Consider the following 19,521-nt stretch of genomic DNA (forward strand, 5'->3'; position numbering starts at 1 on the left):
AACGAATCTCTGTTGAATGCTTCGTTTTATTGAATACAGACGACTTTGTCGGATCAACAACATGTTTTCATTGAACTATAATTTGCATTCCATCACTTGTTAACTTGTAATCTTCTGTCACTTTAAAATCTAACATGTGAATTCTCCTTTTCTATCACTTTCTATTTAGCGTTTTTAAAATTAAGATGACAAATACTATTACTCATTCGTAAAATCGCGAGAATCGCTTCTAACGACTCCTTATAAGTTTAAACAGCTTGTTCTTTGGTTCTTTTTGCTATTAACTGCTCATAACTATTGATTCCTTTGTTTTTCCAAGCCCTCATTACTCCTGGTATCTCGTTATAAGGTTTTGCAGGTATTTCATCTTGTTGACTAATTTCGCTGATAGCTTCACAGATTAAGTTTTCATCACGATACATTTGTAATATTGTTTTTAAACCGCTATACTCTTCGCTGTTTACATCACCAAATGCAAATTTGTACGATTCCTTAACTCTCTCTAACTGTTTTGAAAAAGGAAGAGAAGGAACTGACGACAACGACGACTGTTTTTCTATTTGTTTTTTAATAGATCCATCATTAGAAGAAACAGACGGACCAACAACTCTTTTTTCTTCTTCTTCACCCGTACCATTATTTACGCTATTAGATATACTAGAGGCAGGAAGAGAGTCATTGTCTGTCGTCTCTGTCGTTTTCTTTGTTATAAAATCATTGTTGAAATCTTTTGTAGTAATCTCTGTTGTATTCTCTTGTGTAGTCTTTGTAGTAATCTTTGTTAAAGAATCTGAATTTTTTAAGTTTCCATTCTGAATATTTTCGGAATCGTTACTTAAATTTTTTATTTTCCTTTCAGAAAATTTTCCGTTTCCAATATCAAAACTTTCATTTTCTATACTGAAATTTTTAAGAATGGAATCTGAATTTTTTAAGTTTCCATTCTGAATATTTTCATTTTCCATTCTTAAATTTTTAAGAAACGATAGAAGGCAAGCGTTTAAACGTTCAATGTTTAACTTATAATGAATAGTTGGGCTGCCGTTCGCCTTTATTCTCTTAGTTACTACAACTTCTAATTCATTCAACTTTTTTACATGTTTCTTTATACGATGTTCGCTTACGTGAATTTCTTCATGCCATTCTTCGTAGGTTTTATAAAAAAACCCATCACTACGCTTTGAATGGTCTGACCAATAAATTAATTGGGATAAAAATACGCCACCATCTAAAGAATCCATGAATTTATTAAATATCCTGTTGACTGTGAAATAATAGTTTTCGTCTCCAGTGAACTCTCCAATGAGTTGTTTTATAACTTCTCGATTATTTATTTCAATTCACCTCGCTTTATAGAAGCTGCCATCCTATACACCTCCTAGTCTCTTAGCTCAAGGTACTTAGATAAACACGTTAACTAACTTTTTCATTTGAATTTTCTTTATACCAGCGTTGTAAAACTTTATTAGCAGCTTCTATCTCACGATTAGCTCCCTTTATCGTGCTATTGAACCAATTTAGCAATTCGCTTTCTTTACGAATCATGAAATAGCCTCCTGTTTCACTATCTTTATCAGCGCCAATAGCATAACCTTTCTTTCGTAATGAGTTAATAACGGCATACAGTTCACGCTTTTTAATTTGAGTTAAGGTTTGTAATGACTTGCCTTTGATTTTTTCCCCAACCTCTAAGCGTTCCAATATGACTAAAACCATGCTTTCTTCTTCAGTTAATTTAATGTTTTTACTAGTCATGAAACTCTCCTTTCTATTTCCAGTACACACGCCCGCCAAGCGTTATATTTACCATTCGTTAATAATTTCAGTAATAGCTTCAATCGATTGTTGGTACCAAAACCAACGCTTTTTGCTCTTACGTACTTCAAATTGTCTAACTCGTGGATCGTGGAGAAACTCTTCTTCTATAAACCTCTCACTCATTGACAATCGTTTTGCTAGACCTTTGACATCAACTAAAACTAACGTTTCATTAATTACCTCATCCAGTCGTTTTTCGATGTGCTGCTTAATTGCTTTTTCATCAATTTCAATGTTTAAATTTGCCGGAATCATATTTAAACCACCTCGCTTTTTGATTGTTCACCTATAATTAATAAATCGTTTGGTGTACACCCAAAAAAGTTGCAAAGTTTACTAATGGTTTTTAGATCAATTCGAGTTGTTTTCTCGTGGTAGATATTCGCTATTGCATTTCTCGATATCCCAGTTTTTTCAGAAAGAACTGTAATGTTTAGATGTCGCTCTGCCATTAACAATCTCAATCTATTTTTCATTTCAATCCTCCTTTCCTAAAAACAAAAAGACAACTAAAGTTAACAAAAATTATAATTGTAAATCAAATTTATAATCAAAACGCTAAGTAAAGTTGTCATTTTGTTCTTAAAATGGAGTTTAACACATATATTACTGGTAAACAAGTATAATTATCGAAAAGATAAGTTAACTTGTCACTTTGCTCAATTATTGATATATTTTATTGTGAAAGGTGGTTAAAAATATGATTAGAAATAACCTTGCTGCTTTAATGGGCGAAAGAGGATTAAAAATAACAAGAGTGGCTAAAGATACTGGCATTTCGAGGAATACCATTACTTCTATTGCTCAAAATGACAGTGAAATGATGAGGTTAGATACTATTAATACATTATGTAAGTATTTAGGCGTGACACCATGCGAGTTTTACGAATACGAACCTTTAGACATTAATTTTGCTGTTTATGTAAATCACATTAATTTCGAAATAGTTGACGAAATAAAGGACGCTTTTATTTCAGAAGATCATCTTTATATTAATGATGTGAATGTTGACGTAATTATGGACGTGGTTAAAAACTCGCAAACAGAAAGTTTCGATTTGCATTGTTCACTTATCGAAGATAGAAAGTTTTCTTTGTCTGATCCTGGGGACTTTAACTACGGAATTGATTTAAAAATTGAATTTGATAATGCAGCAGAAAGAAAGTCCTTTGTTTATGAGGTTTACAATAAAATCAACACATCATTCCATCAAGACATATATAACAACCTGATAAATGAATTAACTAAAGTGATGAAGGAGTGGATAATAGATTCTAAAAAGTATTCTTTAAATGCAAACGCTACACAAAACTTTATAAAAGGTATGAACCACTTTTTTGTAATAAGAAATCTACAATCTGATGTGTTTAAGAAATTTTAAAAATTTCACTTACCTATTCCTGTGCACACGCTCGCCAAGCAATGAAAGGAATGGTAAATGTGACAAAATACTATAAACATGGAAAAGAACCTGAATTATATCATTATTTCAATGCAAGCAATGAAAAATTGTGGATGTTTCGCCATAGATATTACGATGCGTTAGGAAAACGTAGAGAAAAAAGTAAAAGTGGATTTAAAACAGATAAAGCAGCACTTAAGGCTCTACTCCAAGTGAAAGCCTCATTATTGAATGGACAAACTAAGCATATAGAGAATGAAAATTTAACTGTTGGTGATTGGTTAGATTTATGGTATGAGATGAACCATAAAAAATGGAAAGAGAATACACGAATTCAACGTCAAAATGCTATAAACCTCCACTTAAAGCCCCTAATAGGGCGTTGTAAGTTGCAAAACCTTGATCGCGCAATGTACCAGCGCGACTTTATCAATGTGTTAGAGGGAAAATATAGCGCTCGAAGTATTCATATATGGCATAGTATTTTTACGATTGCCATTAACGCAGCAGTTGAAGAAGAAATATTATTGCGTAATAAATTTAGAAAAGTTGTTTTGCCGATTGTTGAGGGTCACGAAGAATTACAAGATAATTTTTTGAATGAAAGTCAACTCAATCTATTATTACATGATATCAAAGAAAATGAGGATATTACTGCTTACACCCTATTTTTAACACTTGCCTACACCGGGATGCGTAAAGGTGAGGCACTAGGCCTACAATGGAAAAATGTTGATTTTGATAATCACACAATAACAATTGAGAGAACTAGGGATGATAAAACCATCAATTCACCTAAAACAAAAAATAGTCTTAGAAAAATTTTAATTGATGATGTTGTTATTAATCAACTCGGAACATATATGGCCTGGTGTAAAAAAAGGATGTTTAGATATGGTCAAAAAATAAAAGATGATTCCTTCGTATTTATTTCAAAATATGGTGCTGTTCCTATTTTTCCTCGAAAAACAAATGACATTTTGAACAGATCATTAGAACGTACGAAACTTCATAAAATTACTCCTCATGGTTTACGCCATACTCATGCAACCATTTTATTAAACCGAGGCTTAGAAGTGAAACTTATTGCTGAACGTTTGGGAAATTCAACGGATATGATCTACAAAGTATATGGTCATATCTTAAAGGATTTAGAGAAAGAAGCAGTTAAAATTTTCAGTCAAAGTTTAGCTGTTGCTAAAGAAAAATAGATGCTACTGGGGGAGGATTTGGGGGAAGTTAATAATATATAGAACTTGAAGTATTGGTGTTATTGACTTCTTTTCCTATTAGTACTATTATTCCTACATATCTAATAGTAATTATATTCTGAATTCGGTATAAAGTATAGCGTTTATACCTTGTAGTTCAGTTTAAGGAAAACTATAAAATGGGAAAAAGAGGAATGAACGATGAAACTATCAAACAAACTGCAAAAACTCCCTACTCAATTTTTCGCATCCCTTGTACAAAAGGTCAATGCAGCGATTGCTGAAGGACGAGACGTTATCAATTTAGGACAAGGAAATCCAGACCGCCCAACACCACCACATATTGTGAGTGCATTGCAATTGGCAGCAGAAGACCCGCAAACCCATAAGTACTCCCCTTTCCAAGGTATTCAACAATTAAAGGAAGCGGCTGCTAATTTTTATAAACGGGAATACGATGTCGATATCGATCCGAACCGGGAAGTTGCCATACTTGGTGGGTCTAAAATTGGCTTAGTTGAGTTGCCGATTGCTGTTCTAAACCCGGGAGATTACATGCTTCTTCCTGATCCGGGCTACCCCGATTATTTATCAGGAGTTGTCCTTGGGGATGTCCATTATGATACACTTCCCCTAACGGAGGATAACGACTTTTTACCAGATTATGAATCATTATCTGATGAAATAAAACAAAGAGCAAAATTAATGTATTTAAATTATCCAAATAACCCAACTGGTGCCACTGCCAATCTTGAGTTTTTCCAGAAAACGGTTGACTTTGCGAAGGACAATGATATTGCTGTTGTTCATGATTTTGCTTACGGTGCCCTTGGATTTGATGGTGAACGTCCTCCTAGTTTCCTTCAAGTGGAAGGAGCAAAGGAAGTTGGAGTAGAACTTTACACGCTATCTAAAACGTACAATATGGCCGGTTGGCGGGTTGGATTTGCTGTAGGTAACGCGGATATTATTGCCGCTTTAAACTTAATTCAAGATCATCTATTCTGCAGCATCTTCCCTGCTATTCAACATGCAGCAATTGCCGCTTTAAACGAAGATCAACAATGTGTAGAACAACAACTTGCTATTTACGAAAGAAGACGTAACGTATTCATTGAAGAAGCCCATCGCATCGGTTGGGACGTATTGGCGCCAAAAGGTTCATTCTTTGCATGGTTAAAAGTTCCCGAAGGCTATACAAGTGAACAATTTGCCGATCTTTTACTTGAAAAAGCGAACGTAGCAGTTGCGGCTGGTAACGGCTTCGGTGAGTATGGAGAAGGTTACATTCGAGTCGGCTTATTAGTAGATGAAAGTCGGTTAAAAGAAGCGATAAGTCGTATCGAAGCATTAGGTTTATTTAAAGGCGAACCGATTTCAGTAACGAAATCAAATTGAACTGAAAATTAATAAAATGAAAAGGTTAAGGCGTTTATTCAAACACCTTAACCTTTCTTTATTATTATCGATTAACCATCCACTCTGGTTTACTAAAACCTTGGAAGTCTTTATCGATTACTTCTTCATATTCACTTGATTCAATAATTTCAACAAGATCTTTTGCTAACTGACTATCTTTATTTTCTGCTTTAATAGCAACAACATTGCGATATTTTTCATTCATATCTTCTAAAAATACAGCATTCATTAAATCTAATCCTGCAGCTAATGCAAAGTTACCAGGTACGCCGGCTACGTCCGCATTTTCAATTTGACGCGGAAGAGAACCCGCCTCTACTGGTTGGAACACTAAGTTTTTATCATTTTTTACGATATCTTTTTCTGAAGCCGTTAATTCGTCAATATTGGAATCAATTTCAATAAGTCCTTGAGCCTGTAACGTTAAAAGGGTACGAGCTGCGTTAGATGGATCGTTTGCAATCGCTACTGTTGCCCCATCTTCAATTTCCTCCACAGATTTATACTTTTCTGAGAAGAAGCCCATTGGTGCTGTTGGCACTGAAATTAATGCTTCTAAATCCATATCATTTTGCTGTTCAAACGTTTCTAAGTAAATGGAGTGTTGGAAAAGATTCGCATCAATATCCCCATTGTTTAAAGCATTATTTGGTTGAACATAATCACTAAATTCAACTAGTTCCACTTTATAACCTTTTTCTTCTAATTGGGGAATTATTGCTTTTGTTAACATGTCACTATAAGGACCTGCCGTTGCCCCTAATTTAATTTCTTTACTTTCTCCACCTTCTTTTGATGAAGTTCCTTCATCGTTTCCACCACATGCAGCAAGTATTACCGCTAATGCAAGGGTAAAAAATGTTAATAAATACTTTTTCACATCTATCTCTCCTTATCGTTTATCGATTGATTTTGCAATCTGTTCACCAATTAATTGAATTAGCTGTACGAAAATAATTAAAATGACAACAGTTGAAATCATAATTGTATCGTCATAACGGTAATAGCCGAACCGAATCGCTAAATCACCGATACCACCTCCACCAATTGTTCCTGCCATCGCAGAGTAAGCAACTAAACTAATAACGGTTAAAGTAATCCCGCGAATAATCGTTGATTTCGCCTCTGGAATAAGGACATCTGTTATAATCATCCACGGTGTAGCTCCCACTGCGATTGTTGCTTCAATTACCCCTTTATCGATATCTCTTAATGACGATTCAACTAAACGGGCAAAATAAGGAATCGCTGCTACCGAAAGGGATACACTTGCCGCAACAGGGCCAATTGTACTTCCTACTAGTAATTTCGTTAATGGAAATAACGCAACGAGTAAAATAATAAAAGGTATCGACCTAATAATATTCACTGCAAATCCGAAAATACTTTTGACAAATCGATTTTCCCAAAATAACCCTTTATCTGTAACAAACAACAATACACCAAGGGGTAATCCAATGATGAGGGAAATTGAAAGGGAGATTCCTATCATAATTAGCGTTTCAGTAAAGGCTTTCCAAATATCTGGCAACATACTAATAAAATACGGAAAATCAAACATGTTCAATCACCTCCACTAGCGCGCCTCGTTGTTCCATATAATGCTTGGCCTCATTAACAGCGGCTGTTTCACCTTGTAATTCCATGATAAAAATCCCAAGTGGACGTTCTTGAATATATTCAATCGTGCCATGTAAAAAGTTCCCTTTCACATCAAAACGTTGCATCGTATCTGAAATAACACCTTCTCCTGCGACATCACCTTTAAACAAAATTTTTATCACTTGTCCATTTACTTCTTTTAAGATTTCATTTGGAATCTCAAAAGATACGACACTATTAATAAATTCCTTCGTTAAAGGCTCCTTTGGTTCTGCGAAGATATCATACACTTCCCCTTCTTCAATAACCCGACCATCCTGCATAATCGCCATTCGATTACAAATTTCCTTAACAACATCCATTTCGTGGGTAATTAATACAATCGTAATGCCCAATCGTTGATTAATTTCTTTTAACAACTTTAATATGGAAAGGGTCGTTTTCGGATCCAGTGCAGAAGTTGCTTCATCGCAAAGTAAAATGGAGGGATTGTTGGCAAGGGCACGAGCAATTCCAACTCGTTGCTTCTGACCACCACTAAGTTGCCCAGGATATACATCTCGTTTGTCCGTTAACCCTACCATTTCTAGTAATTCCGTAACTTTTGTCGGGATTTTATTTTTAGGAGTCTTTGCTGCACGTAAAGCAAATGCAATGTTCTCTCCAACGGTCTTTTGACTAATTAAATAAAAATGTTGGAAAATCATCCCAATTTTTAATCGGGCAATCCGCAATTTACTACCGGACAGTTTTGTTAAATCGATACCATCTACAAGTATCTTTCCACTAGTCGGTCTTTCTAAAAGATTGACACAGCGAAGCAATGAACTTTTCCCTGCACCTGAATAACCAACGATACCAAAAATATCGCCTTTATTAATCGTTAGAGAGACGTTATCTACACCGACTATTTGTTTCTTTTTAGATTCATATATTTTCGTAATATTTTGAAACTCTAGCATGCACTTCTCCTCACTGGTTAGCATTTAGTTAATACCAACTAAATTTCTATATTTTATCAAAATACATTGAAATCTCTGTATTGTCAATAAATACAGAGAAATTGTTAGATTCATAAAATAATAAACTATTTTTATAATTTTAACTAAAATAAAAAAATTTCTACCCATATAGTAAAAAAAGAAGCAAAGTCGTTATTTTATAAGGAATTTGAAGCTCTTTTCGATAAGGCTACGAAGTACCGCAGGAGCAAAGCAGAATAGGGGCTGGGCCGTCTATTAACTTTTCCTTTTTGGACGCCCCAATTTAAAACCCCTATATAATTTAAGTAAAAACTAATTAGTTGCTTATATAAATAATCCCTCTGTCCGTTTATCGAATTCTTCTAAATTGATTGCTTGATCTATTATCTCTCGTACTTTTCTCTCTTCCTGAGTATACAAATTGGCATTAACTGTCGCATCAGAAATAGCTGATTTATATTTTGCAACAATCTTTTGTATATTGTTCTCTTCAACCTCTGTTGGATGACAATGCTGAGCAATGTCAAAGATTTCATCCCCTACTCGACTTTCATCCGGGAAATAAACATGTGGTTCAGTGCTGTCAAAAATACAAAAATTTAGCTCTGGTAAAATCACCATATCAACTGAATTTGAATCAAGGCCACACCATACCATTTGCACATCATATCCTCTTGAAGCAGCTTCGTCGGCAAGTTTTTTCATCATCGATGACTTTCCAGTGCCTGGGTAACCTTTTATAAACAGCCTTCTTTCAAGATTTTGCGTTATGCTTTGAACCGTATCTCGTGCCCCTTCAGGTGTTAATGTTCCAAGGAGACGGTGAGTTGTTTTTGCCATTTTAGCTTGTTTTGCGTCCCCAAAAAGAACGTTTTTTAGTTCATCAAATTGTTTATCTAGCCCTTGCCAGTTCATATATCTTCTCGTTTCTACTTCCCAATCATCATGAATTTTAATCGCATTAGCTAAAGCAGAAAAGCATTTTTGATAATAATTTGTTTTTGTTTCATATAATTGCTCAAGTTGCTCACCATGTAAAATAAGCTTCTGCTCATCTAGACAATCATATAATGAAATGACTTTATCTCTTTTTCCTAATACTATAGGTTCAACAGATGGGTTGGTAGCTTGGAGGTAAAGAATGTTGTATGGTTTTTTTACAAATATTGCCTCGAGGGTATTTTCAAAAAGCGGATCAAGGAAGTATTCAACGTCTACTCCTTTGTTACTGTAATGATTTGCAAGTTTCCCAAGCAAATCAGATATTTTAAAACTATGTGCTCCTTTTAGAAGATACACTGTGTTTGCTTCTGTGCTCATTAATTCTTTATATAAATGTTTCATGCCTTGCCCAGTCATTGCTTGCCCGAAAAAGTATGTTATTGTCCCAGTCAAAACTTCATCCTTCCATCGATTTGTTAACCTTATTTTTATGTCGCCAGCCTAAAAAAGGTACCTAGTTTTAGTTCACTAGGTACCTCAATCTTTAAATTACGCCTAATTCACGGCCTACTTTTTCATAGATCGCAAGTGCGTTGTCAAGCATTTCTTTTGTGTGAGCAGCTGTTGGCATATTACGTACCCTACCAGTTCCTTTCGGTACAGTTGGGAATACGATTGCTTTTGCATAAACCCCTTCTTCTACAAGACGCTTTGAAAATTGTTGCGTTAATTTTTCATCTCCAATAATACATGGAGTGATCGGTGTTTCTGACGCACCGATGTTAAATCCTAGCTTTTTCAAGCCTGCTTTTAGGTAGTCGCCATTTTCCCAAAGTTTGTCGTGCAATTCGGTTGAATCCATAATCATTTGCAATGCACGCGTAATTGCTGCTACATCGCCAGGTGTTACAGCTGTTGAAAATAGGAATGGACGGGAACGAACTTTTAACCAATCAATTAAGTTTTTCTTCCCTGCCACATAACCACCTACTACCCCAATCGCTTTCGAAAGAGTACCGATTTGGAAGTCGATTTCTTTTTCCAGTCCAAAATGTTTTACAGTTCCTTTTCCTTTACCTGTTACACCTGAACCATGAGCATCATCTACATAAGTAATTAAGTCGAACTCTTTTGCAATTTCAACGATTTCTGGAAGTTTAGCAATGTCGCCATCCATCGAAAATACACCATCTGTAATGACCATAATTTTATTATACAAACCGGATTCTTTCGCTTCTTTTGCCTTTGCACGAAGGTCATCCATGTCCGAATGATTATAAGCAATAATTTTTGCCTTTGAAAGCCTACAACCATCAATAATGGATGCATGGTTTAATTGATCAGAAAGAATCGCATCGTTTTTATCCATTACCGCTGAAATAGCGGCCATATTACAGTTAAATCCGGATTGGTACGATATGGCACTTTCTGTTCCTTTAAATTCAGCAAGCTTTTCTTCTAAAAGTACATGAAGGTCCATCGTACCATTGATTGTACGAACAGCTCCTGCTCCTACACCATATTTATCAATAGCTTTCTTTGCTACTTGTTTTAATTCTTCATTTGTTGCTAAGCCTAAATAGTTGTTTGAAGATAAGTTAATTAATTGTTTCCCATTTACTTGAATCATTGGGCCATTAGCGCCTTCAACGGCATCAATTTCGTTATATAGCCCTTGGTCTCGTAAAGCTTCTAAATTTTCATTCAGAAATGCATCTAAAATTTTAGACATGAATTTCATCCCCTTTTACTTCAGTTAGTTAGATTTTAGCATATTCAAAGGATTTTTCTACATGAGGGATTGATTTTAGTCACCCTCCCTTTAGTGTAACTGTATCTGTTCAAAGATTCCATTCAATATCAAAAAAACTCGCAAAAGCTACGATTCTTTTGCGAGTTTATCTGTTTTCCGACTAGGGAAAACGTTGTCAGTAAGTGATTCATTTAATTTAGTATGGAGCATGTTTCTGAAAAAAGGGAGCGCCGACTGCACAATATACCCTGTAAAAAAAGCAATAATAATTGTACCTAATCCGATAGGGCCACCTAACAACCAGCCGATACAAGCAATTAATGCTTCCATCAATAATCGAGCATTTCCGATAGATAAAGAAAACTTTTCAGAAATAATGATCATCAATGTATCCCTTGGTCCAGCCCCAAGATTAGGAGAAATATAGAGTGCACAACCTATCCCTAAAACGATGACACCTAACAAGAAATATATATAATCAACTATTAATCCAGTTGAATTTGGTAAAATCCAATTAAAAAAGTCAATAAAAGTTCCACATAGTAACATATTGATAATAGTTGCTAGTTTAGGCCACTCTTTTAAATAAAGGGAAGTTAATCCAACAATTACAATTCCCGTTAAAATAGACCACGATCCAACAGTTAACCCGAAATGATGAAATAATGCTACATGTAATACATCCCATGAGCTTACCCCAACTGCTTTTCCTTTAATAATCATTGAGACACCAAGGGACATCACCATGAGCCCAATGAAGAAGAACAGCCATTTCCACTTTAATTCTCTTCCCAATTTTAAGCCTTCTTTCTATTAATAAACAACTATGATACTGTCAATTTCGCAACGCGTGCATTTGTTACGCTGATTAAATGTTGAGGATGTAATTTAATCTGCATACCAATTTTCCCCGCGCTGACTACGATATACTCAAGATGATTGACAGACTCATCTATAAACGTTGGAAATAACTTTTTCATGCCAATAGGTGAACATCCACCGCGAACATAACCAGTTGTTGTTAACAAATCCTTCACAAGAAGCATTTCCAATTTCTTTACACCAGCAACTTTCGCGCATCCTTTTAAATTAAGTTCTTCCGATACAGGAATGACAAATACAAAAAACTTCCCACTTCCCGCTGTCGTAACTAATGTTTTAAACACATGGGAAACTGGAAGTCCAACTTTTTTTGCTACGCTCACGCCATCGACATGAAGATCTTCCACATCATATTCAATTAAGTTATAGGAGATTTTTTGTTGATCCAACAAACGAACTGCATTAGTTTTTACTAGTTTTCCTTTCGCCATTTACATCACCGCTCCTATACATAGTTAAAAACCTACACCTACTATATCAAATTTGTCAATACTCGTTTATAACTTTTGTAAAGAAAATAAAAAATGCCCATAAAACCTACGGACATAAAAAAATCATTAGTTTACTTTTAGAAAGGGTATGGTCCTTCTTGTTGGTGAGTGGTAAATATACAGTTTCCCCCTTGCAAATCAACTAACGGGGACATACAGTTGAAGAAATTAAAGGTTTATTGGAATTCGATTCAGATTCACATCACGGCTTCGCTTACCGTCGGATTCAAAGCTACATTTCGTTAATTTTTATTTAGGGTTAGATTAGAATATCTACCCTCTTTTATTGCAATCACCCCTTCATAAAAAAAGCTTCCATACCTTTAACTTTGGTTATGGAAGCTATTTTAGTGGAACTATATAATATGATGATTGTCTTCAATAATTGTTTCAGCAATGTTCACAGCGTGATCACCGACACGCTCTAAATTACTCACAATATCGGCGTAAATAATGCCTGCTGAAGCGGAACATTCGCCTCGATTTAAACGATGGATATGACGTTTACGTAAAACTCGTTCTAATTCATCAATACGATCTTCTTTACTTATTACTTCTCTTGCAAAATCTTTACTTTGCTTATCTAAAGCTAATACCGATAAACTTACCGAATCTAATACTAACTCAAACATTTCTCTTAATTCCTGATTCGCTTCATCACTAAATTTCACTCGATTCATTTCTCTTGCTTGAATAAGTTCCACAATGTTTTCAAAATGGTCCCCTACTCGCTCGATATCTCGAATGTTCTCAAGTAATGAATGGTGTACTTTAGAATCATGCTCGGAAAGGGGTTCCTTTGATAGCTCTACAAGATAATCAGTAGTAATGCGATCTAAATTATTAATTGCTTCTTCCAGTTGCACCGTCATTCCGACATGCTTCGTATCACTTGTAAACAAGAAATCCATTGATTCTTGAAGACCTTTTACAGCAAATTCACCCATTCGTACAACCTCTTCCTTTGCTTGTCCTAAAGCAATGGATGGAGATTGTTCAATTAATGATTTATCTAAATGTTTAGGTGCATACTCAACTGTCTTGTCCTCACCAGGAACAAGTTTTGTCACAATATAAGCAAGAGCACCTACAAACGGAAGTTGAATAATTGTATTGATTACGTTAAAAGTACCATGGGCAAAGGCAATTTGCATTTTATCTTCAAGGTTGAGAACTCCTGAAATCCATTCAACATAATTTATAAATAGCGGTAAAATTAATAGGAATATCACTGTACCAATTAAATTAAAAAGGACATGGGAAGCTGCAGCACGACGAGCAACGACTGAGGCGCCTAAAGCAGCTAATACCGCGGTAATCGTTGTCCCTATGTTATCCCCAAACAACACTGGAAGTGCGCCTTGCAACGGTATTAAACCTTCCGCATATAAACCTTGTAAAATACCAACTGTTGCAGATGATGATTGGACAACTACTGTGAACAAAGTCCCAGCGAGAACACCTAAAATTGGATGATCACTAAAACTTACTGTTAAATCAATAAAGGCATCCCAATTACGCAATGGTTTCATACCATCGCCCATCATTTCTAAACCAATGAAAAGTCCTGCAAACCCAAATAAAATTTGTCCGATATTTTGAATCATGTTCTTTTTAAAGAAGAATAATAGTACAGCACCAAGTGCCATGATTGGGTAAGAATACGCCCCTACATCAAAACCAATTATAAAGGCTGTTACAGTCGTACCAATGTTAGCCCCCATTATAACCCCAATGGCTTGGCGTAGCGTCATAAATCCAGCACTAACTAGCCCAACGGTAATAACCGTTGTTCCTGAACTTGATTGAATTAATACTGTTACAACTATTCCGACTAAAACACCCATTAATGGATTTGTCGTAAATCTATCTAATATTTCACGAAGACGATCCCCCGCTGCCTTTTGGAGACCGTCCCCCATATACTTTATTGCAAATAAGAATAAACCTAACCCACCTAAAAATTGGAAAATCATCGTCTGCCAATCCATCTTTTTGTTCCACCCTTTCAATCTTGTCGACACTATTATTCATTATTCTCACATGAGATGTAAACGTTATTACAAAACTGCAATATAAAATTTACATTAGCTTTACAATTCATTCGTTTTTTTGACACCTACACAATATTTAACTTTTATAATTAATAGTTTATTGAAATTTTCGAACAATTAATTTAACAATAGGTTGATGAACTTCCACATTTTCTTCCGTCCGCTTTATCAACTGAAAGTATATTAAACCTATGCTATATTTATACTTATGGAATGTAGAAAGGATGTTTGTCATGGCAAAAAGCTTAGTGCTAGCTGAAAAACCATCTGTAGCGCGCGACATAGCTCGAGTTTTAAAATGTAATAAAAAAGGAAACGGTTATTTAGAAGGGGAAAAATATATTGTAACTTGGGCATTAGGTCATTTAGTCACTCTTGCTGACCCTGAAAGTTATGACGTGAAATATAAAACGTGGAATTTAGAAGATTTACCAATGTTACCAGAACGGTTAAAACTAACAGTTATTAAGCAATCTGGTAAACAATTTAACGCCGTCAAATCCCAATTGTTACGTGGTGACGTAACGGAAATTATTATTGCCACCGATGCAGGTCGTGAAGGTGAACTTGTTGCCCGATGGATTATTGACAAAGCAAAAGTTCGAAAACCTATTAAACGTTTATGGATTTCATCAGTAACAGATAAAGCAATTCAAGAAGGTTTTAGAAACTTAAAACCTGGGAAAGCCTACGAAAACTTATATGCTTCTGCCGTCGCTCGTTCCGAAGCAGATTGGTATATCGGGTTAAATGCAACAAGAGCTTTAACTACTCGTTTTAACGCCCAATTAAATTGTGGTCGAGTTCAAACACCGACCGTTGCGATTATTGCGAAAAGAGAAGAGGAAATTAAAAACTTCAAACCACAAACTTATTATGGAATTGAAGCACAGACAACAGAAAACTTAAAATTAACATGGCAAGATGCCCAAGGAAATACCCGAAGTTTTAATAAAGAAAAAATGGATGCTATTGTTAAGAAACTAGGTAAACAAAATGCTATCGTTACGAGCATTGATCGAAAAGCAAAAAAGACATTTGCACCTGGCCTTTATGACTTAACAGAACTTCAACGGGATGCCAATAAAATATTTGGTTATTCCGCAAAAGAAACATTAAATATTATGCAAAAATTGTATGAGCAGCATAAAGTTTTAACATATCCTCGTACAGACTCTCGTTATCTTTCCAGCGATATTGTAGCAACATTGCCCGAGAGACTGAAAGCTTGTGGTATTGGTGAATATCGTCAACTGACAAATAAAGTATTATCCAAACCAATTAAAGCGAACAAATCCTTTGTTGATGATAGTAAAGTAAGCGATTTATCTAGAGTAGAATATAACAATGTAATTAAAGTATCTTAAGAATATAGATACTTATTTTTTTTACTTAAAATAATAAATATCTATATTAAAGTTTTATGATAGTTAAAGTATTTAAAGTTAAGGAGAATATAATGGCTAAAGTAGTCAAATTTAAGAACAGTATTGATGAAATTATTTTTCTAGTAACTTCAAATGAAGGAAAGCCCTACTTTTACGTAAATAAATATATTAAGTTTCTACAGACTATTAAAAAATCTACTAATACTATAAAATCTTATGCTTATAGACTGAAGTTATATTGGGATTATGTTGAATCTTATCAAATGGACTTTAAAAAAATTACTATGGATGATTTTGTAAAGTATGTGGGCTGGTTACAAGGAAACGGAAATATTCATAGTAAAAATAGATCTACTAATACTATAAATTATAATGTCACAGCAGTATTTGGTTTCTATAATTATCTAGCAAGATTTCATAGTGAAGTTTTGGAAACTGAACTAGATTTTTATACAGAGTCTATAAAAAAATATTCATATAGATCCTTTTTAGAACATACGAAGTCCAGTGTTAAATCTAAGTTAAAAGTGTTGAAATTACGGGAAGTAAAAAAAACATACAAAAAATTGAGCGCTGAACAGTTAAAAAAGATTTTTAACTACAAAATGAATCTTCGAAATCGTCTACTATTACAAATACTATATGAGACAGGTATGAGAATTTCAGAAGCTTTAAATATAAAACTGGAGGATATCGATATATCTGATAAGAAAATATTGATAACAAAATCAAAAACACCATATGGAGAAAATAGATGGGTGTATCTTTCTGCAGATACAATAAATTTACTACAAGATTATATCTATGAAATACATGAGAAAAATAACTTTGATAGTGACTATTTATTTTTAAAGTTAACTGGGAATCAAAGAGGGCAGCCTTGTGATTATAGTACTGTGGAAGCTTTTTTTAAATCTGTATCTAAAATGGTAGGTTTTAAAGTTACTCCACATATGTTCAGGCACACATTAGCAACTGAACTACATGAAAGTAATGTAGAAATATCCATAATTAAAGCAATATTAGGACATAAAGATGTCCAAACAACAATAAATATGTATATCCATCCCTCTGAGAAATCAATTAGAACAGAATTTGATAAAGTTGTTCAAAATAGAGAGAAAGGAAAAGAAAATGTTAAATCAAAATCTAAATGAGGAAAATATTATAGAGTTATTTTTCCAACAGTACCCTGTTTATAAACAAGATATTTGGCTAGCAAATGACATGGAAATAGCTAAAGAATCTAAAAGACCTGTTAGGAAAGATAGAAATAAAATCGATTTTACTGTTTATAAAAACACCTACATAAAAAACGAAATAAAGTATTATTTCGGAAAAAATTTGAATGATAGCCTTAGTTCTGTAATAACTATTTTCGAATCAAAAGCGCATCACTTAAAAAGGATGTTAAAATTTATTGATAATAATTATCCTAATATCAAAACCATTTTAGAGATACCTAAAGAAGAGTTGATGCTAAAGTACACGAACCTACTAATTGATGCTGGCATTAAGGTTCGAAGGGTAAAAAATGAATCTAAAGAATCAGTAGTTACCCCTGCACTTTCTTTAATGAACACTTTTTATGACTATATTTATAAAATATTTGATCAAACCCCTGAATTTGAAAAAGATATTTGGGATGGGAGTAAGCTGCCGATAGAATTAAACTTTACAAACACTTCCACAAAAAAATTAAATTTCAACAAAGTAAATAAAAGTTATAGATACTTAGCAAAAAAATATTTATATACAAGAGTCGTTGAACTGAAAAATTTAACCTTATCAATAGGAATCAGATATTTACATGAACTCTCAATTTTCTTTAACTTTTTGAATGAAAATTACCCTGATTTAGAATTACGTAATATTGAGCGTAAACATATTGTTACCTATTTAATATTCATTAAAAACAAACTCATCCTTGATAAAAAAACAAAAAAGAAAATACCAGCTACTGAGGTATATGTAAGCACTAATTTGTCTGTAGTAAGAAAATTATTAACCGATCTTAAAGTTTTGAATTGGGAGCAAGCCCCCCTACTCCATATTGAATCTTTATTTTTGCCTAATGATAACCCTCGCCGAACTAAAAGCAAAGCTTTTGATAACCCAAAATATATTCCTGATTATATATGGGAGCAAGTGGTTGAAAATATTCACCTTATGAGTAGCCGATATATACCTATTGTTCTTGTTATGGAAGGTTCAGGGTTTAGAGGTTCAGACGTATTAGGATTAAAAATAAACTGCTTAGAAAAAGATAACAAAGGTGATTATTGGTTAGTAGGCGATCAAAGAAAAGTAAATTATAAAAATCATAAAGTGCCAATTTCTAATGAATTAGCAAAAGTCATTATGTCTCAACAAGAAATGTGCAAACAAAATTCAACTCCTGATAATAATCCTGATGATTATCTATTTGTATCATATAGAGGGCCTCGTAAAGGGAAACCACAAACTACTGCAACCTTATCACGTGTTTTAAACGATTTTGCAAAGAAAGCAAATATAAGAGATGTAAATGGAGATATTTATAAATTTAAAAATCACGCATTTAGGCATCGTTATGGTGTAACACTTATTAATAATGGAATGAATATTGTGCATGTCCAAAGATTAATGGCCCATGCATCGCCTGAAATGACGCTTGCTTACGCTAAGATTCATGATCAAAATTTAAAAGAATCCTATTTTAAAGCACGGGAAAAGGATGGAATAAAATTTAATGAAAATGGTCATATGATTAAAATAAATATTGATAATCAAGCATTAGAAAATGATTTAGAACTTGAATGGATTCGTCATAATTATGATTCAATTCGTATGGATCACGGCATGTGTGTTAAAAGCACCAAAATGAAGTGTGACTACGCAGAAAAAGTAATAGAACCGCCTTGTATAGCAAATAATTGTAGAAGTTTCCATGTTGATAGTTCCTTTATTAATTACTATCAAAGTCAAATCGAGTCTTTAGAACATGATATAAAAGTCTATGAAAAGAATGGACATTCTCGTTCTCTAGAGTTTGCTAACAAAAAAATTGAGAACTATCGTAAAATTTTAAATGAAATATCTAATAATGGACGAGTAAATGGGCTTTCAAAAGAGAGACGTGAATATATTGGGGAGGAAAGAGAAAGTCGTGTCTAATAAAAATCCTAGCACAACTAGAATAGTAGAATTAGCTAAACAAAAATCTTTTAATACTGAAAAAAAGGTACTAGATACTATTAAATCGATGATAAAAAACAAAAAAGTTATTAACTATAATACAGTTGCGAAGGAAAGTACTGTATCAAAGTCATTTTTGTATAAGAATACGAGCATACGTAAAAAAATAGATATGATTAGAAATGAACAAGCTGATTTAAAGAATGTTACAAATCATAAAGGTAATACTTCTGATAAATCTAAAGATGTTATAATAGAATCTTTAAAGTTTAAAATCGAACGTTTGGAAAAAGAAAAACAAGAGTTAAAAGATGCATTAGCGGCTAAATACAATGATTTTTATAATAACCTATAATTATAATGTTTAATGTGGTCATTTTTCAATATATGTTATATTAA

The 19,521-nt window shown here is 33.8% G+C and carries 18 protein-coding genes and 1 pseudogene; 7 read left to right on the plus strand and 12 right to left on the minus strand.

Features of this window, described 5'->3' with window-relative positions; all coding sequences use genetic code 11:
- Positions 1–248: 248 nt before the first annotated feature.
- The 4 genes from H9636_RS02695 to H9636_RS02710 all read right to left on the minus strand — a co-directional run bounded on the left by H9636_RS02695 (position 249) and on the right by H9636_RS02710 (position 2,294).
- Entirely contained in the window at positions 249–1,241 is a 993-nt protein-coding gene (locus H9636_RS02695) for a DnaD domain protein (protein WP_191706111.1), read from the minus strand.
- Between the two features lie 172 nt (positions 1,242–1,413).
- A complete protein-coding gene (locus tag H9636_RS02700) occupies positions 1,414–1,755 on the minus strand; it encodes a hypothetical protein (RefSeq protein WP_191706112.1) in 342 nt (113 codons plus the stop codon).
- A gap of 48 nt (positions 1,756–1,803) precedes the next feature.
- Positions 1,804–2,073 (minus strand): hypothetical protein, encoded by a 270-nt coding sequence (locus H9636_RS02705; RefSeq protein WP_191706113.1) that lies wholly within the window; start codon positions 2,071–2,073, stop codon positions 1,804–1,806.
- Positions 2,074–2,075: 2 nt separating this feature from the next.
- Positions 2,076–2,294: a helix-turn-helix domain-containing protein gene (locus tag H9636_RS02710; RefSeq protein ID WP_191706114.1), complete on the minus strand. Its 219-nt coding sequence runs from the start codon at positions 2,292–2,294 to the stop codon at positions 2,076–2,078.
- A 224-nt stretch (positions 2,295–2,518) separates the two neighbouring features.
- Here H9636_RS02710 and H9636_RS02715 point away from each other — a divergent pair, with 224 nt between their 5' ends.
- The 3 genes from H9636_RS02715 (at position 2,519) to H9636_RS02725 (ending at position 5,829) form a co-directional block, all read left to right on the plus strand.
- The gene (locus H9636_RS02715; protein WP_191706115.1) at positions 2,519–3,199 is read left to right on the plus strand and encodes a helix-turn-helix domain-containing protein; all 681 of its coding nucleotides are present in this window, start codon (positions 2,519–2,521) and stop codon (positions 3,197–3,199) included.
- A gap of 59 nt (positions 3,200–3,258) precedes the next feature.
- Positions 3,259–4,431 (plus strand): site-specific integrase, encoded by a 1,173-nt coding sequence (locus H9636_RS02720; RefSeq protein ID WP_451923564.1) that lies wholly within the window; start codon positions 3,259–3,261, stop codon positions 4,429–4,431.
- Positions 4,432–4,632: 201 nt separating this feature from the next.
- Entirely contained in the window at positions 4,633–5,829 is a 1,197-nt protein-coding gene (locus tag H9636_RS02725) for a pyridoxal phosphate-dependent aminotransferase (protein ID WP_191706117.1), read from the plus strand.
- Between the two features lie 64 nt (positions 5,830–5,893).
- On the opposite strand, the gene H9636_RS02730 is transcribed toward H9636_RS02725, so the two are convergent.
- From H9636_RS02730 to H9636_RS02765, 8 genes are all read right to left on the minus strand, one after another.
- The gene (locus H9636_RS02730) at positions 5,894–6,730 is read right to left on the minus strand and encodes a MetQ/NlpA family ABC transporter substrate-binding protein (protein ID WP_191706118.1); all 837 of its coding nucleotides are present in this window, start codon (positions 6,728–6,730) and stop codon (positions 5,894–5,896) included.
- Positions 6,731–6,742: 12 nt separating this feature from the next.
- Complete coding sequence (locus H9636_RS02735) at positions 6,743–7,411, minus strand: methionine ABC transporter permease (protein WP_191706119.1); 669 nt, start codon at positions 7,409–7,411, stop codon at positions 6,743–6,745.
- Entirely contained in the window at positions 7,404–8,414 is a 1,011-nt protein-coding gene (locus tag H9636_RS02740) for a methionine ABC transporter ATP-binding protein (RefSeq protein WP_191706120.1), read from the minus strand. The genes H9636_RS02735 and H9636_RS02740 overlap by 8 nt, the downstream gene beginning before the upstream one ends.
- Positions 8,415–8,759: 345 nt before the next feature.
- Positions 8,760–9,830, minus strand: a complete 1,071-nt coding sequence (locus H9636_RS02745) for a nucleotide kinase (protein WP_225230030.1) — start codon at positions 9,828–9,830, stop codon at positions 8,760–8,762.
- 91 nt (positions 9,831–9,921) lie between these two features.
- The gene (locus tag H9636_RS02750; RefSeq protein WP_191706121.1) at positions 9,922–11,109 is read right to left on the minus strand and encodes a glycine C-acetyltransferase; all 1,188 of its coding nucleotides are present in this window, start codon (positions 11,107–11,109) and stop codon (positions 9,922–9,924) included.
- A 147-nt stretch (positions 11,110–11,256) separates the two neighbouring features.
- A complete protein-coding gene (locus H9636_RS02755) occupies positions 11,257–11,925 on the minus strand; it encodes a YczE/YyaS/YitT family protein (protein WP_191706122.1) in 669 nt (222 codons plus the stop codon).
- 29 nt (positions 11,926–11,954) lie between these two features.
- Positions 11,955–12,443 carry a Cys-tRNA(Pro) deacylase gene (gene ybaK, locus H9636_RS02760; protein ID WP_191706123.1) on the minus strand — a complete coding sequence of 163 codons (489 nt, stop codon included), beginning with the start codon at positions 12,441–12,443 and terminating at the stop codon, positions 11,955–11,957.
- A 416-nt stretch (positions 12,444–12,859) separates the two neighbouring features.
- Positions 12,860–14,494 carry a Na/Pi cotransporter family protein gene (locus H9636_RS02765; protein WP_225230031.1) on the minus strand — a complete coding sequence of 545 codons (1,635 nt, stop codon included), beginning with the start codon at positions 14,492–14,494 and terminating at the stop codon, positions 12,860–12,862.
- Positions 14,495–14,790: 296 nt separating this feature from the next.
- On the opposite strand from H9636_RS02765, the pseudogene H9636_RS02770 reads away from it, so the two are divergent.
- From H9636_RS02770 to H9636_RS02785, 4 genes and pseudogenes are all read left to right on the plus strand, one after another.
- A pseudogene (locus H9636_RS02770) lies at positions 14,791–15,882 on the plus strand (DNA topoisomerase); the annotation flags it as partial.
- A gap of 134 nt (positions 15,883–16,016) precedes the next feature.
- Complete coding sequence (locus H9636_RS02775) at positions 16,017–17,102, plus strand: tyrosine-type recombinase/integrase (RefSeq protein ID WP_191706124.1); 1,086 nt, start codon at positions 16,017–16,019, stop codon at positions 17,100–17,102.
- Positions 17,080–19,101 carry a tyrosine-type recombinase/integrase gene (locus H9636_RS02780; protein WP_191706125.1) on the plus strand — a complete coding sequence of 674 codons (2,022 nt, stop codon included), beginning with the start codon at positions 17,080–17,082 and terminating at the stop codon, positions 19,099–19,101. The genes H9636_RS02775 and H9636_RS02780 overlap by 23 nt, the downstream gene beginning before the upstream one ends.
- Entirely contained in the window at positions 19,094–19,477 is a 384-nt protein-coding gene (locus H9636_RS02785; protein ID WP_191706126.1) for a DUF6262 family protein, read from the plus strand. Before H9636_RS02780 ends, H9636_RS02785 begins: the two co-directional genes overlap by 8 nt.
- Positions 19,478–19,521 lie beyond the last annotated feature (44 nt).

The organism is Ureibacillus galli, assembly GCF_014836845.1.
In the GTDB taxonomy this organism is placed as follows: Bacteria; Bacillota; Bacilli; order Bacillales_A; family Planococcaceae; genus Ureibacillus; species Ureibacillus galli.

Excerpts from the sequence above, each read along its gene's own strand:
- H9636_RS02695 (WP_191706111.1), bottom strand. The coding sequence starts at position 1,241 with ATGGATTCTTTAGATGGTGGCGTATTTTTATCCCAATTAATTTATTGG.
- H9636_RS02725 (WP_191706117.1), top strand. The coding sequence starts at position 4,633 with ATGAAACTATCAAACAAACTGCAAAAACTCCCTACTCAATTTTTCGCA.
- H9636_RS02700 (WP_191706112.1), bottom strand. The coding sequence starts at position 1,755 with ATGACTAGTAAAAACATTAAATTAACTGAAGAAGAAAGCATGGTTTTA.
- H9636_RS02765 (WP_225230031.1), bottom strand. The coding sequence starts at position 14,494 with ATGGATTGGCAGACGATGATTTTCCAATTTTTAGGTGGGTTAGGTTTA.
- H9636_RS02715 (WP_191706115.1), top strand. The coding sequence starts at position 2,519 with ATGATTAGAAATAACCTTGCTGCTTTAATGGGCGAAAGAGGATTAAAA.
- H9636_RS02775 (WP_191706124.1), top strand. The coding sequence starts at position 16,017 with ATGGCTAAAGTAGTCAAATTTAAGAACAGTATTGATGAAATTATTTTT.
- H9636_RS02780 (WP_191706125.1), top strand. The coding sequence starts at position 17,080 with ATGTTAAATCAAAATCTAAATGAGGAAAATATTATAGAGTTATTTTTC.
- H9636_RS02705 (WP_191706113.1), bottom strand. The coding sequence starts at position 2,073 with ATGATTCCGGCAAATTTAAACATTGAAATTGATGAAAAAGCAATTAAG.
- H9636_RS02710 (WP_191706114.1), bottom strand. The coding sequence starts at position 2,294 with ATGAAAAATAGATTGAGATTGTTAATGGCAGAGCGACATCTAAACATT.
- H9636_RS02750 (WP_191706121.1), bottom strand. The coding sequence starts at position 11,109 with ATGTCTAAAATTTTAGATGCATTTCTGAATGAAAATTTAGAAGCTTTA.
- H9636_RS02740 (WP_191706120.1), bottom strand. The coding sequence starts at position 8,414 with ATGCTAGAGTTTCAAAATATTACGAAAATATATGAATCTAAAAAGAAA.
- H9636_RS02735 (WP_191706119.1), bottom strand. The coding sequence starts at position 7,411 with ATGTTTGATTTTCCGTATTTTATTAGTATGTTGCCAGATATTTGGAAA.
- ybaK (WP_191706123.1), bottom strand. The coding sequence starts at position 12,443 with ATGGCGAAAGGAAAACTAGTAAAAACTAATGCAGTTCGTTTGTTGGAT.